Source organism: Butyrivibrio sp. AE2015, from assembly GCF_000420825.1.
In the GTDB taxonomy this organism is placed as follows: Bacteria; Bacillota; Clostridia; order Lachnospirales; family Lachnospiraceae; genus Butyrivibrio.
In genome coordinates this window covers 151,248-166,428 of sequence record NZ_ATVR01000003.1, presented here as the reverse complement: position 1 = coordinate 166,428, position 15,181 = coordinate 151,248, and the positions used below count along the sequence as shown (strand labels likewise).

Here is a 15,181-nt window from a genome sequence, read left to right as displayed (position 1 = left end):
CTGTGAGTTTTGCAAGAATTATGCCTTCACTACCTTACATCTCTTTTTATAGCAGGCAACTCCATATTTTATGATTGTATCCATACCGTCATCAATTAAAGACTGTGCATAATTCTTTTCCTCAATCTGCTTCAAAGCTTCACTACAATACTGATCAAGCTTTTCATTTTCAGCATACTTGATTTCCAGTATTACACCTACACGCTTCTCCGCGGATTTAATAATAATATCTGCAAAGCCTTCACCTGATTCTCTGTTTGATACTACTGCTCCGGATACTGCGCTCAGAATGCCTAAAAGATAACCATGATAAAAGTTTTCCTTCATCTCTTTTTTGACATTAGTATCTCTGATACTGATGTACTTCAGCAAATAGTCAGAAAACCGCCTCTCGAATTCCTCTGCATTTCCATTTACAATTGCCATAAAAAGGCTATTGGCCTCCCCTGCCTTTTGAATTGCATCTCTTTTCAAATGCTGATAGATGTTACTTTTCAAAAGAGAATATATTTCTCTGTTTGGTATTACAAGCTCATATTCTCCATCTTCCGTTCTGGACTTCATTGTTAAATATCCGGTCATATAAAGAACACTCCAGATATTATCGACAGAGTCACTGATCTCTCTGTATGTTAATTCTGAATGGATTTCTTTTTTTACTCCATTTCCGGATAACAACAATTCTATCTCGTGTTTGGTCTGATCATTGGCATCTGCAATCATATCATATAGCAAACCATTGCTGCTTGTATTAGACCAGTATAATTCAGGCATAGCTTCATCATCCGATTTTAATGTCTGAACATAATTGATCACATCCCAAGGGCAATAGACATTGTTTTTGCCAAATTTATATCCGTCATACCACTCTTTGACAACATCATGCTTATCGGCAAAACCATAATCCTCAAGTAATTCGATAACCTCTTTATCAGAAAAGCCAAACCACTCACTAAATCCTACGTCAGAAATGGACTGAACCCTGAGATTATTAAGTCCTGTAAAGATGCTTTCTTTTGCAATTCTCAGGCATCCTGTCAAAACAGACATTTTCAAACTATCATTACTCTTTAATGCAGAACTCAAAATATCTCTTAATAACGAGGACATCTCGTCATAGTATCCGCCCAAATGCGCTTTATCAAGAGGCACATCATACTCATCTATAAGAAGAATAACTTTTTTATCGTAAAACTTGTGGATAACGTGTGTAAGGTTCATCAGGCTATTCCTCAGAACAATGTCATCCATTACAAATTCGCCATTAGTTACCTCTGTGATAGCCTTATAGATAGATTTTTCTTCGTCAGACAGACCTTTATCCTCTAAAACATAGCTGTACTTCAAGGCTTCTTTGCCAATAATTGATTTAATCTGCGCCTTGGCTTCATTTATACTGCTACCGGACACATCTTTCATGGTAATCGAAACAACAGGATATTGCCCCAAATAGTTATCACACAGATCAACGGCCCTGGATATTTGCAGTCCATCAAATAACGATCTATCTGTTCCCAGGTCAAAGAATGCCTTGAGCATACTCATGTTTAAAGACTTACCAAATCTCCTGGGTCTGGTAAAAAGCGTAACCTCAGCCCTGCTCAGAAGCAAATCTTCGATCAGTCCGGTCTTATCAATATAGTAGTAATTTTCTCTGATTATTTTCTCAAAACTCTCAACGCCAATCGGCAACGCATTTTCAATCATGTCTGCTCCTACTATCTATGTCTATTGTGATGCTACCTCTAATTATATCATTTCACACAAATCCATTTTCATAAGTACGCTTCATATAATCAACCTACCTTCGGAAAGTATATGGCCCATCCTCATATTCCACAAGATCTTTATCGTAAAAGAACTTGCTTCCGTCCTTCCAGTCCTCTGCATCAAATGGGTAAAGGCACTCTGGAGCCACTGCAATTGACATGACCTTTGTTTCTCCATTCTTTTCCTTAATTCTTTGCTTATCTTACAAATTGCCCTGCGATTGGAATCAGTTCTTCCATGTTATTGACGACTTGATCTGTGTTCAAAACTTTAATATTGAATTCTCCGCTACCAAAATCCATGATATGTCTTAAATTGATCATAATATCTTTTCTCTTGCCAATTTCTAATATCCATTTAGCACAATTGTCACCACAAGCTGATGCATTGAATACTTTGTCCGGGCATTTATACATGCAAATGAGCGTTTTTACTCCCCCTGACAGTTCTCGCGGAGTAATCCCGCCCAAAACAGGACTGTCAATAATTCTTGGCCCAATTACTTCTGACTTATCCACGTCTTTAATCATTTCTTTACAGAAATCATCTACTATCCATTCGTCAGTGTAAGTATTTTTAAAATATCTTGCCGGATTATATATCACTCCGTGCATATCTCCAAAATAAACCGAAACCATAATATCTCCAATCGACGATACAGTTATCAAATACTAATATGCTTAATTGTATTTAATATTGCTTTTCTATTAACGTCATGCAAATATACCGGATTTAACCTGTGTTTGCTATATGCTAAATATGAATTCTTGGTCGTATCTATTAAATATTGAGTAAAGAATCGCTCCCAGCTAAAGAATTCTGCACTCTCAACATATTCAGATGTATGGTTCAGAATATCACTATTAATCTTTTTACTAAAAACATTGGAAGATAATACAAGCCATTCAAAAGATTCAGGTAATAACAATATAATTCGATTATTACCGGAAACAAGCTTCATTACTCTGTCAACTTCAGAGCCAAATGCAGCTCCATCGGCAATTACCAAAATTTTTTCACCCCTATGCGCTATAATCTCTTTAAAAATATTAGATTTTCCTTTAGCACTAATTACCTTATAATCTTTTCCCTCTGAGACACCATTAAAGAATTCATAACCGGAATTTGAATCTTCAACAATAACAGTCTCTGGATGTGAATCCATTATGGGCGGATTATCACCATAAATATGGTAGAACTCATGATACACCTGCTTCAAACTTGAAAACTTACCGGATGATTTTATGCCATATATTTCATCTACACTATAAGGGAGATTACTTAATCCTTCCCTGGTTACAATAACATAGTAATTATCTGAGCATTTAACCGCCTCAGCAAATTCAACAGAAGGAAGAAAATCATTATCCTCATCAATAAATACTATGCTATCATTGATATTACTTAACAATAGCTTCCATTCTCTTCCTGCAACAACTCTACATTCTTTGTCACAGCTAACAGTCACACCACTTTCGTCACCAGATTCATAGTGTTCGTTTATCATCTCAACGAGCGTAGTTTTACCTGTAGCACTATTTCCCTTTATGATTGTTATGTTCCTTTTAATATCAAATTCATACTTCACAGTAGAGTTTGATACAATAATATGATGTGAACCACGCATTCTGTTTTCCTCATAACTATGCTAACCAATTATTTTTTATATGCCAGTAATTTTTGGTTCCTTTAAGGTATTATCAAAAATGTTACTTCTTTCAATTTTCCATATCATCACAACTCCAAATATCACATTCACAAACGCTAAAACTATTGTCGGATCAAGCACGCCCAGTATAACCCTGTCAAATCCACCTGTAATTCCCCAAACGCCGTAAAATACTGCTACATTCATGTTAAACATAAACGCTGCAGCGCATAGAAATGGAAAAAAATCTTCACCCACTTCATGATAAAGCATTACTGCCAGAAGCACTCCTACAAAAAAATGATTTTCATGCACATTGGTGTTAAAAAGATAGTACAAAATATACACAATAAAACTGTTCTTCAAAATATACGTCAAACTCTTTCCTATAGCAAAAAGAGTTTGCACGAGCACCACAATATAACCAAGTACAAAGACAAACTTAAAGGCAACAAGTGCTTTAACACTACACATGATATCTACTCTATTGCCAACAAGCGTTCCCGTAACTTTCTCATATAAAAATTGCACTATCCAACCGAAATTCAATCCGTTTGGTGCGATAAAACTGCTATCCCTGAACAGAGCCACATAAATCGACCAGAAGAATGGCTTTTTGTAAATAGCAAAAGTAACAATCAGCGGGATAATAGCTCCGATACAAATCTTTATTATCTTTTCCCACTTAATAATTATATTTTTTTTCTCCCTGTTAATATTTACAAATCCGGCAGCCACGATCGGCATTACAATAAGGGGTTGATATTTCATAAGGCACATTAGGCAAAGAAATAATCCGCCCCAAAAATATTTGTCCATTTTAAAAAAGTAATATGCCATAAGCGCAAACGGAACAATAAAGATATCTAGATAGCCATTTGTAACAGATAGGAAAGTAGTTAAAAAAAATATATAGACCATCTTGTCATTTTTGAAGATAAGCTTAGCCACTACACAGCTAATAATCATAAATACTGCCGTGCAAATCCTTATGGAAAAAAGAGCTGCATTAGGAACAAAAATGAATAAGCGATAAACCAAGTACAAAACCAACGCCGAATAGGGCGGATACATATCATAATTTTCCCTAAAACCATCTATTATTCCGTATTCTTCAGCATTTTCTATCCATCCCATAAAGTACTGTGCGTCACCGGTTCCACCGCCTCCCAAAAATGCCAATAAAATCGAACCAAATATAACAAACATAATGAAGGTACTTAATTTACTTGATTTTGTATTCATTAACAAACGCTCCAATTATCTCAATATAAGTTCATTATTTATCGCTTAACAAAAAAGCTCTTAAAATTATCGTTTACTCAAAATCTTATCTTTAAAGCACTCTATTGCAAAAGAAAAAATAGCATAATAAGTTACCACCATAAATCTGTAGCCATATGAGTACTCATTGCCCATTCGTAGTAATAATTTATCTGCACCATCGTTTATTCCCATGACAAAACCAGCCAAAATAATTTTTACAGATATAGTAGACGCAAGACCCATCGCCCAACAAATTGATATATACAGATAGTCATGCAGCCTATATTCCAAACTATGTCTGCTATCAACAGTTGCCATGTATATCAACGGAATCCCTAATGTAATTCTCCGTGTAGTACTCATGTACCCAGGAGAAACAATAATATTGTTATTAGCTCTAGTAAGCCTGGAATATAACTGTATCCACTTTACAATCCTAGTAAATTACATACCCTCTTAAATTCTTTCAATATTTCCAACATTGTAAGCTGCGCTCTGCGCAATTCTATATCATTCATAACACATTACCAATCCCTAATTTTTATTACAAAAATCTATAAATTTATAAAAGTTGTACGTGATTATCCAACTTTTCATCCCACAAGCTTTCTCGTAGGTGATTCAAATGCAATTCCTACCTTGAACACTTTTCTTGAATATGCTGCAAACAGCAATGCATCCCCACCGGAAGTTTTCTGTACATTTCTTTCTCCTACTTTGTAAGCATTAATCAGTCATAGTCAACTCTTATGCTCTTAACTCCACAATACTGTGCTACACAATTATTGACCCACTCATCTGAATTAACAAAAAGATAAAGATTATACACATTATCTATACCATAAGGGCAGTGCTCAGGTGTTACCACGACATCCTGCCCTTTTTGGGATCTTACCCAGTCGTAAAATTCTACATGATTATAATAATGATTTCTGTATATATCATCATATATTTGCTGACTGCTTAGTTCATAAGTTTTAAAATCTGATAATCCATACCCATCATATTTGCAATAAATCACCATGAATATTACAATTGCACATCCAGTTAGTATCCTTATGCTAGTGTTTACTTTATTGCTGACTAATGTCCCAAGAATAAACACAACATTTATCGATGCCAGAATAATAGCAACATCCATAACAAAGCCGCATCTATCTGGAACTTGCGTTCCATTTGTTCCAAGCGTATAAGGAAATATCGTAACCACTGGGGTTAACATTCCAACAAAAGAAAAAAGCAGATCTACTATTCTGAAATAACTCTTTTTACTTCCAATTATTATCCCACACAAGAATACCAGCATAAGCATTAATAAATAATTATAATTTAACAATTCTATAAAGCGTGCTCTTGCCATAAATAAAGAATTAATTATAGCTGTGCCAACTTGTATTCCTGAATCATCCAGCATGCTTTTTCTGTTAAATTGTCCTGGTGAAGTTGCATTTATTAATGCACAAATAAACCATACAAAAAAAACTATCGTATGCTTAATCGGAAATTTTTTGTTTAGAATTCCTAAGTATACAATGATAATAAGCAATACATAGCAGCCAGTTCCTGACACAGTCAGATTTCCACCCATCGCACAAATCCCAAACAATAAAGCAATAGCAAAATGTATATTTTTTTTGCTCTTATCCAAATTAATAACTCCCGCTAGGGCTATTAAAAGCATTGATAAAGGAAAACTATATCCTGTTGCTCCAGAAAACCAAAAGAACACCTCAGGATAAGTCTGATAACCACATATAGAAAAAACTATTGTAGAAAGAAGGATCATTGACACAGCAAGATTCTTTATGGCATACTTTTTTATCGTGGTAAAAAAAATAATAAAAAGTGATAAAAAGAATAACGATGAGTTAAATGCCATCACAACCCTAAGTTGGCTCAATCCATAATGATTGATTGGACTAAATAATGCCTGAATAAACATTGTAAAATAGGCACCTGTTATTTCAAAAAAAACTTTTCTTACAAATCTGAATGAAGCAAATAAATACGGTATAAATGGTTCATTAAATGCTCCTACTGTAAGTCCATGTGAAAAATCATCTGCAACTAAAACACTATATGAGCTAATCCAAACCAAAGTTCCAACCATATAAGCTATAAAAATCCCACATGCAATAGTGATTATATTGTACCTTTTCATTCTTGTTCCTTTACGTTCGTTATACTTCTTAGGACATCATGAAGTCCAAACATAATTGCCATAATAGAAACTACACACGCTTTATTAGTAAACCAAAAATGAGCATAAGAGTGTTGAAGTGCAAAGGCATACCATGCAAATGGCATCATAGCAATCATGAAATATGGAAACATGATTTTTAAAATTCCTATGATATTATTATCACAAGCCCTAATAATATTGATAAGCAAATACACTACAATGACGACCAAAACCATCGTAACAGGTGTCTTAAAAAAAGCACCATAATTTCTTAACTCACAAGATATGCGTGAAATTTCAATTGATTGTGATTGATATTGTGATGTTCTATAAAGAAAAGTATCTGCAGCATCTTTAATAACATTTTTTTCAGTAATAGCAGTAGCAAATATCCATTTTGACGACCACATTCCAATATAACCAACTCCCCAGCAAATACTATCTTCAACCACTATCCTAACATGTTTTATTCCACATGAACTATCTTTTATTGCAAAATAGAACAGCATAGGAACCCCCAATGTTACTATTGGATATGTCAAAAAATCAAAAAACGAAGTCATTGCCCCAATTATAAGAAATATCAAATAACCATATCTATCTATCTTTTCAGTTCCAATAATCAAAATGAAAATAGAAGCTATTGTCGCTATATAAAAACACGGAGAAAACTGTAATGACAACGCCAACGCTAACGGCATTAACATACCATAAGAGACAAGAATAGAACTAATATATTCTTTTCGTCCTTTTAGGAATAACAATCTGCAAATATAATATATAAGAAATAATTGTATAATACCATTAATAATTCTTATTCCTAGGTAATCGGTAAGCATCAATAGAGGTCTTAAAACAACTACATAGCCATGCCAATATCTTGAATAACTTCCTATCCTATCAAACTCCTGCCCATCTATATAGTGCTTAACTATAGTAACTGCTAAATCAGCATCATTAATACCTCCTAAATGTGAGGACATAGCTTCAACAATCAGAGATTCCTCCGTATCATTGGCAGCTACTAATAGCATAGCAGAATCAGTCACATTATCTAACTGTGTAGTCCACCACGCTAATCCTGGATATGAACCTTCTTTCTGTATATATCTGGCCGAAGAAGCAACATTTTTTTCAATACGATCAATTGGAAGTATATATGATGTGCATATCAAAAGAAAAGCAATAAATACAGCTATTACCATGCATAATATAATACTGAAGATTTTTTTAGAAATGCCTTTAATTAGCCTCATAACAAATATTCACCTAGAAATTCATACCGATAATATATTATTTTTAATAGTCTCAAAAAACTTCTTCCATTCATATACATCTGTTTTGTAGACATCATTTTTTTTACAAATCAGATGCTGTATATAATCAAATAGCATCCTTTCGGAGTAATTTCTGTCACTAAAAAAAACATAATTCAAATCTTTTATCCACTCATACACTCCGCCAACTTTCCCGGTCTCATTGTCAAAAGCTATACATGGGGTTCCGGTAATTGCCGCAAAAAGCATTCCATGAAGTCTGTCAGTCACCACAAGTTTAGCAGATGCAAACTCTTTTAGTTTTTCTTCAACTGCTTGTTCTCTTTCCGAAACATCTACATTCCTCTCCAATACAGTAGAAGAGCGCTTAATTTCTATATTTTTTTCTTTTGCACATTTCTCTATTTCTTTGACAATATCTATAGAAATGTATTTTTCCCTGTCATCTCTAAAACAAAGCAAAATTCCATTTCTTTTAAACCCATAGTTTTTTTCTAGAGAGAGAACCATATCCGGAGTGAGGAACACATTCTTTAACGTTGGAAGGTTATTCTTAATAAAATCATAAGATTTCTTTTCCCTTAAAAAGAAAGTCACATCTGCTCTATGATTATCAAAAATTTTCTTAGTTATTTCCCACTCTTGCTTTCCCTGTTCTGTATCTCTGTAGTACACGGTCTGCGGGAATATAATAATCTTATTGTCAGGGAAAGAACTTACAACACTTCTTACAAGTTCTTCCTCTTCCATCCAGACATCACCAATATATCCCCCACCACTAATCCCAAGGACTATATTGGTCTTCATGAGTTTTTTTATAATACTGCTATTCTTTCTGTAATAGTCCCCAGTTATTTCTCTATATCTTATGCTCGGAAATCTTTCGTAAAAAAACCTCTGTTCCGCTATCGCAATCGCATGATCTCCAAGATTTCCATGATTCGGAGTGTTAATCATTATAAAATCTGCTTCATTGCACATTTTCTTAATAGCAAAGTATTGCTCAAAAGAATACCTTTTATCCTTCGCATAATATCGCAACTTATCAATATGCAATTCCCTATCTATCTTTTTTAGAACAGAATAAATCCCCATATACCTAATTCCAATTCAATTTGTAACCATTATCCTCAGCCCACTTGCATACAGGTTCAATATACTTTGCTGAATTCTGCAGCATCCATGCGTGGGTAAATACCACAACATCTCTATCTTCTGCTCTTCCATTCAGAAGGCGTAATAATTCATCATCGCTGTCAAGATTATCCAATCTCACATTGGTCAACTGGTATGAGATAGTCTTGCCATCATATTTTTTTCTGAGCACACCGACTCTGTCAGATTGGATCAACGCATCCTCTTCTTGGGAAAAATCATAACCAACGACATCTGTATCACAATAATATATACCTTTTATTCCATCATCTATTCCATGCCACCCCAGCTTTAACCAGTCGCTGTTCTGCACAAACTCTTCCCGGTACTTATCCGGAAAATCCGTTTTATTAAATGAACCAAGCTGTTCAAAAAGAAAAAGAGTTGGGTCAAGGTCATATGTCTCATGCAATTCCTTTAGTAATCCAAGCGTTGGAGAGTCAAAAATGCTATTATAGTCATTATTTGCAATGTCCAGTAAAATCTCTGTTGAATCATCAATACTAAACTTTAATGTCTTTCTGTTAAAGAAAAAAACTAGTCCATATAGCAACAGAGCAGCGCTGATAACACTAATAAAACCTATAACAAAAATTAGTGATTTTTTTCTTGAGTTCACTATATTCTTCATTCTGCTCTACCAATTTTGAACTAAATGCTTCCTTAATAGTTGGATTAAGCCATTCTGTGCCATCTGCGCATTTGCGGTTTCTGAGTTCAGCATAGTTCTTAATATCAAACTCTGGAATATCACCAAGAGACAGCCAACTATGTCCGTTAAAACAATGAGCTAAACTACAGTGGTTACCTATAGCCCTAAACTTAATTGGTTTACTAAAGTCATAGAAGTCACCCAGCCGTTTTCCACAATTACATGGCGTAATGCTTCCTGTTTCAAGATCAACAAAAAGACTCCAATCACCGGCATAACAAAATTCGGTTCTCTTTTCATAAAAGAACTTAATCTTTTCATTAAAAAGGTTTGAATCAAATACTTTCCAAGTGTTTATATAATCCTCAAAAGAAAGATTTGAAAGGTGAGGTATTCTGTGGTCTGGGTCAATATCAGATCTGGCAATAGTAACATGCGGCCAAGCCCCAAGGTTATCCATGCACCTTTTCTTTATATCATCTATATATTCAATCTCTTCGTCACAGGGCGTAAGCTCACATGTAAAAGAAGCTCCTGCACGTCTGACTTTATTTATATTCTCAAAGTACTGTTCAAATAAATTAAGTCTTTTAAGCTCTACGTAATGATATGAGAACTTAAAGAAGATTCTTTTCCTAAGTTCATAATCTATCTCAAGAAGCTCTTCTATCTTATGGGTAAGAAGACCATTTGTGACAATCATTACATAATGACCATTCTCCAAAATCACTCTTACAAGACCAGCAATATCAGGATAAAGAAGCGTCTCACCACCTGCACATAGGTTTACAAGGCAGGGCCCGCCTAGTCTTTCCTGAGAAAATGCCTTTTTTTCCACATCTAAAGTGTGAAAAACTTTCGGCTTAACATTTTGAAATTGATCCAACTGTGCTATATAACAATAACTGCATTTCAGATTACAAGTAGTTATCGGAATATGGCAATCTAAATATCTTTTTATTTTTCCCATAATAAACACCAATTATTTAACTTCAAGTTCTTTTCCAAGCACATAGCCCCAATACTTATTTTTCCATTCCATATTGTTATTGAAGCCATCGCCACCAGATACCTGGAACACATATACAGAATGAACACCATCAAGGGTCTGATCTGTACCGTACTCATTAACGTTATATACTACAAAACCAAGATTGTATCTACCGGGAGCAAGCATTGATGTATCAAGTACAAAATCAATATCATTCTCGCCCTTGTTAAAAGAAACTGTAGAGCTGCTTGTAGACATGGTTATCGGAGTTCCATCTGCATGCTTAACTATGATTCTCAGATGAACATCATCTATAGTTTCCGGAGAATCAACAAAAAGCTTCCCTTTTATCACATCCCCAACCATGTACTGTCCCTGATCATTATCTACTGTCAGTTTTGTCATGGTTACTTTATGGTCAGAAAACTCAGGAGCTCTCTTTACTTTCGCTATTTCTGTTTCTGCATTAGAAACCTTGTTCTCACCCATGTAAACTTCGATTGCGCTCTCAACATCGCCATCAAATATTACTGTTCCATGACTGAGCACTATACATCTGGAACATAACTGCCTAATCGTTGTCATATTGTGGCTTACATAAAGGATAGTTTTTCCCTCACCGTGAGCTGCATCATCCATTTTTCCAAGGCACTTCTGTTGGAACTTCATATCACCAACTGCAAGTACTTCATCCATGATCATAATATCAGAATCCAGATGTGCTGCCACTGAAAAAGCAAGCTTAACATACATTCCTGAAGAATATCTCTTAACAGGTGTATCAATAAACTGTCTACACTCAGAGAATTCAATTATATCCTCCATTTTGGAGTCAATCTCTGCCTTTGTCATTCCAAGAATAGCACCATTCATATAGATATTCTCTCGGCCAGTAAGTTCAGGATGAAATCCTGTCCCAACCTCAAGCATAGATGTTATTCTTCCGTTTATACGTATTCTACCTTCAGTAGGAGCTGTAACTCTTGAGAGAAGCTTTAAAAGAGTGGACTTTCCTGCACCATTGGTTCCAATTATACCGACTGCTTCACCTTTTTTTATCTCCAGATTGATTCCATTTAATGCGTAAAACTTCTGACCATAATTACTGGTATCTTCACCAATCTTGGCATATGGATTTTCTTTTCCTCTGACTTTTGCCCACCACATGTTAAGATCCGCAGAAAGAGTCTTTCCACCAATAGCACCGAGTGTATACTGTTTTTTTAAGTTTTCTATCTTAATCGCTGTATCTGACATTTTACATCCTTTAACTCTATTATACTTATCAGACAGTATCCATGAATGTCTGCTCTACATTATTGAACAAAAGAACTCCAAGAAGGAACAGAACGCCAGTCATAATAACACTGATGAGCCAGTATAACGGCTCAAATGTTCCTATACCTAAAAGCGCATACTTATAATTCTGTATAACAGCTGACATAGGATTCAATAAAATAATAGTTTTAAGTGATCCCTTAACAGCAGTCATAGGATATACTACAGGTGTAATGTACATCCAAAGCTGGATACCAAATCCAACAAGTATTGTTAAATCCCTATACTTGGTCGTAAGAGAAGAAATGATAATACCAACTCCCAGTCCAAGTACTGCAGTCTGCAGCATAAGAAGTGGAATAATCCATATCATTGCAGTAGTGTGAATCTCAAATCCCTGGATCCTATAAACGATCATCGCTATAATCGACAAAAAGAAAATGATTATCATATTCAAAGCTGAAAATATAACTGATGAAATAGGCATAGTTAATCTAGGAAAATACACTTTTCCCATGATATTGGCATTTGTAGTAAATGTTGTCGATGTCTGATTTACACATGTTGAAAAGTAGTTCCATAAAGTATAACCACATAAATAAAAGAGGAAATATGGAACTCCATCAGATTCAATTCCCGCAATATTTCCAAATACTAAAGTTGAAATAAACGATGAAATAAGAGGATTAATTATGAACCAAAGCGGTCCTAAAACAGTCTGCTTATATTGCGCAGAAAAGCTCCTTTTTACAAGGAGCCATATCAAATCCCTATAACTATATACTTCTTTGAGCCTAAGCTCATACCATTTTCTTCTAGGCGTAATATCAATATCCCATTTATCATTTTTTTGCATCTAATCTTTCCTTCTGAACTTTTATATGTTAACACATTTCCTCTATTAGCATTTTATATTTATTATAACAGTAACTTAAAGCTTCTAATATATTTAACAGTGTAAATATCGTCTTAAGCTATTCCCTTTTTTAGGATTCCTAATCCAAACTTTTCCTACTATTATCTTTCTCCATGTAATATGCGTAGAAAAAGGTAAGTCCTTCAAAATTTGCTCAATCATTTTTTTTACATTTCTAACTAAAACTTCATGTTCATCAGTATTAGTTTTATAGATTATATAATTTGCTTCATTCAACATAACATCAAAACACCAATCAGTAAACACCTTATCTTTTTTAGGAAAAGCCCATACAAATCTTTCACAAAACGCTAAAAATCCATCTCCAAGGCTTTTAGATGATTGAGTGCTTACAATCGATCCTTTTCTTTTTATATAAAAGTATAGTTTTGCATCAGTATATACACTCTTATGGCATTTTGCTAAAATTCTATGTATTACAAACTCATCTTCATGAATGCGTCCTACAGGATATCTGATTTCCTCAAAAATTTCTTTCTTATACAATTTATTCCAAGCAACTACCGAGATTAAATCATCTCCTATTAGTTTTCTAAGTACGTCTTTACCTGAATATACCATAGGATTATTATCTACATATTCACCGACGGATTCCCCTTCTTCTATCCAATGAAGGTCACATATTGAAATATCAGCATTATACTCTTTTAAATTATTGTATAAAATCTCTACCATTCGAGGATGAATATAGTCATCACTATCTATAAACAGATAATAATCGCCACTAGCATTTTCAATTCCAGTATTCCTAGCGGCAGATAATCCTGCGTTTTCTTGAAAAAAATATTTAATTCTATTATCTAATTTAATAAAACTGTCAATGATGGTAGAACAGTTATCTGTGCTACCATCATTGACTAGTATTATTTCCAAATTTTTATACGTTTGATTAGTAATAGAATAAATACATTTCTCAAGATATTTCTCAACATTATAGATAGGAACAATTACGGATATTAATGCATCTCTATACAATCATTTTCCTCCACGTATTCCGGCTTTTATAAGTCCTAATTTTTCACGTATCACTTCCCATATAACTATAACTATCGCATTTCCTAAAATAAACTCAATAACTTCATCCTTCTTTAACAAGGACTTATTCTTTATAATTTTGCTTGGAACCCTCTCTCTATCCAAAAGCACATTGATTGCTTCTATTCTTTCCTGCACTTTTTTAGTATGGTTTCTCGCTATTCGTTTTAATTCTACAATTGTAAAATCTAAATCTCTCTTCTCAAACTTATCCACTTCATGCTTGTCAATGTTAAGCTCCTTCAAAGTATACAAGAAGTCTTCTACTTGTCTCTTATTATTTTCATAGAAATCCTCTGGAGTGCAATGCCGCCACGGGTTTTCATCGAAATAATAATCATATGACACATCGCCTATAATATAAAATCCTTTTGGCTTTAATGCCCTAATATATGCATTGTTAAAAAGCCAATCCTCACCCATCTTTATATTACAATCATATCGTATACAGTTATCACGTAATACCTTGCGCAAATAGATTTTGTTAACCGGAGCGTTCCACAGATGCTCATTCCAAATATCTACGATACAATTAAGGCTCAACTTTTTATCCGCGTCAAAATCCATCCCTTCAACAACTACTGATTTTGATTCCATATAATGCGTTTTGATTTTAGTCAAAACTATCACGCCTTCATCAATTAGTTTCTCCATTTTTAGGAAAGCATCAAAATAGCCGTCTTCTAAAAAATCATCGCAGTCAATAAACATTATATATTTCCCAGAAGCAGCTTCGATGCCTGAATTTCTAGCGCTGGAAACACCGCCATTTTCCTTTTTAATGATAACTACCCTTTTATCAGCATTTGACAGTTTTTGACAAATCTCACCCGTCCTATCTGTGGAACCATCATCAACCAGTATTATTTCAGTTCCTTCATCAACCTGACCTAGTATTTTTTTTATACATTTTTCTAAAGTTTTTTCACCATTGAATATTGGAACAATTATTGATAATGTAGCATTCAGCATATCTACCTTTCAATAACT

General features: G+C 34.3%; 15 protein-coding genes. All 15 read right to left on the bottom strand.

The window, feature by feature from the left end; all coding sequences use genetic code 11:
• Positions 1 to 18: 18 nt before the first annotated feature.
• Complete coding sequence (locus G585_RS0102820; protein WP_022772830.1) at positions 19 to 1,707, bottom strand: AAA family ATPase; 1,689 nt, start codon at positions 1,705 to 1,707, stop codon at positions 19 to 21.
• Between the two features lie 94 nt (positions 1,708 to 1,801).
• Entirely contained in the window at positions 1,802 to 1,930 is a 129-nt protein-coding gene (locus G585_RS19975; protein WP_022772828.1) for a hypothetical protein, read from the bottom strand.
• 37 nt (positions 1,931 to 1,967) lie between these two features.
• Positions 1,968 to 2,408, bottom strand: a complete 441-nt coding sequence (locus G585_RS0102810) for a DUF4869 domain-containing protein (protein ID WP_022772826.1) — start codon at positions 2,406 to 2,408, stop codon at positions 1,968 to 1,970.
• 26 nt (positions 2,409 to 2,434) lie between these two features.
• Positions 2,435 to 3,397 (bottom strand): hypothetical protein, encoded by a 963-nt coding sequence (locus G585_RS0102805; protein WP_022772824.1) that lies wholly within the window; start codon positions 3,395 to 3,397, stop codon positions 2,435 to 2,437.
• 36 nt (positions 3,398 to 3,433) lie between these two features.
• Positions 3,434 to 4,663, bottom strand: coding sequence for a hypothetical protein (locus G585_RS0102800; protein ID WP_022772822.1), 1,230 nt, complete (start codon positions 4,661 to 4,663; stop codon positions 3,434 to 3,436).
• Between the two features lie 66 nt (positions 4,664 to 4,729).
• Entirely contained in the window at positions 4,730 to 4,975 is a 246-nt protein-coding gene (locus tag G585_RS0102795; protein WP_196802880.1) for a hypothetical protein, read from the bottom strand.
• Positions 4,976 to 5,414: 439 nt separating this feature from the next.
• Complete coding sequence (locus G585_RS0102790; protein WP_022772819.1) at positions 5,415 to 6,845, bottom strand: DUF6056 family protein; 1,431 nt, start codon at positions 6,843 to 6,845, stop codon at positions 5,415 to 5,417.
• The gene (locus G585_RS0102785) at positions 6,842 to 8,122 is read right to left on the bottom strand and encodes a hypothetical protein (RefSeq protein ID WP_022772818.1); all 1,281 of its coding nucleotides are present in this window, start codon (positions 8,120 to 8,122) and stop codon (positions 6,842 to 6,844) included. Before G585_RS0102785 ends, G585_RS0102790 begins: the two co-directional genes overlap by 4 nt.
• A gap of 21 nt (positions 8,123 to 8,143) precedes the next feature.
• Positions 8,144 to 9,238 carry a polysaccharide pyruvyl transferase family protein gene (locus G585_RS16915; RefSeq protein ID WP_022772816.1) on the bottom strand — a complete coding sequence of 365 codons (1,095 nt, stop codon included), beginning with the start codon at positions 9,236 to 9,238 and terminating at the stop codon, positions 8,144 to 8,146.
• A 4-nt stretch (positions 9,239 to 9,242) separates the two neighbouring features.
• Complete coding sequence (locus G585_RS0102775; RefSeq protein ID WP_196802879.1) at positions 9,243 to 9,917, bottom strand: hypothetical protein; 675 nt, start codon at positions 9,915 to 9,917, stop codon at positions 9,243 to 9,245.
• Positions 9,871 to 10,920 (bottom strand): radical SAM protein, encoded by a 1,050-nt coding sequence (locus G585_RS0102770; RefSeq protein WP_022772813.1) that lies wholly within the window; start codon positions 10,918 to 10,920, stop codon positions 9,871 to 9,873. The genes G585_RS0102775 and G585_RS0102770 overlap by 47 nt, the downstream gene beginning before the upstream one ends.
• A 12-nt stretch (positions 10,921 to 10,932) precedes the next feature.
• On the bottom strand, positions 10,933 to 12,198 hold the full coding sequence (locus G585_RS0102765; RefSeq protein WP_022772811.1) for an ABC transporter ATP-binding protein: 1,266 nt from the start codon (positions 12,196 to 12,198) through the stop codon (positions 10,933 to 10,935).
• Between the two features lie 28 nt (positions 12,199 to 12,226).
• Complete coding sequence (locus tag G585_RS0102760) at positions 12,227 to 13,075, bottom strand: ABC transporter permease (protein ID WP_022772810.1); 849 nt, start codon at positions 13,073 to 13,075, stop codon at positions 12,227 to 12,229.
• 93 nt (positions 13,076 to 13,168) lie between these two features.
• On the bottom strand, positions 13,169 to 14,131 hold the full coding sequence (locus tag G585_RS16910; RefSeq protein ID WP_022772809.1) for a glycosyltransferase family 2 protein: 963 nt from the start codon (positions 14,129 to 14,131) through the stop codon (positions 13,169 to 13,171).
• Positions 14,132 to 15,163: a glycosyltransferase family 2 protein gene (locus tag G585_RS0102750; RefSeq protein WP_022772807.1), complete on the bottom strand. Its 1,032-nt coding sequence runs from the start codon at positions 15,161 to 15,163 to the stop codon at positions 14,132 to 14,134.
• Positions 15,164 to 15,181 lie beyond the last annotated feature (18 nt).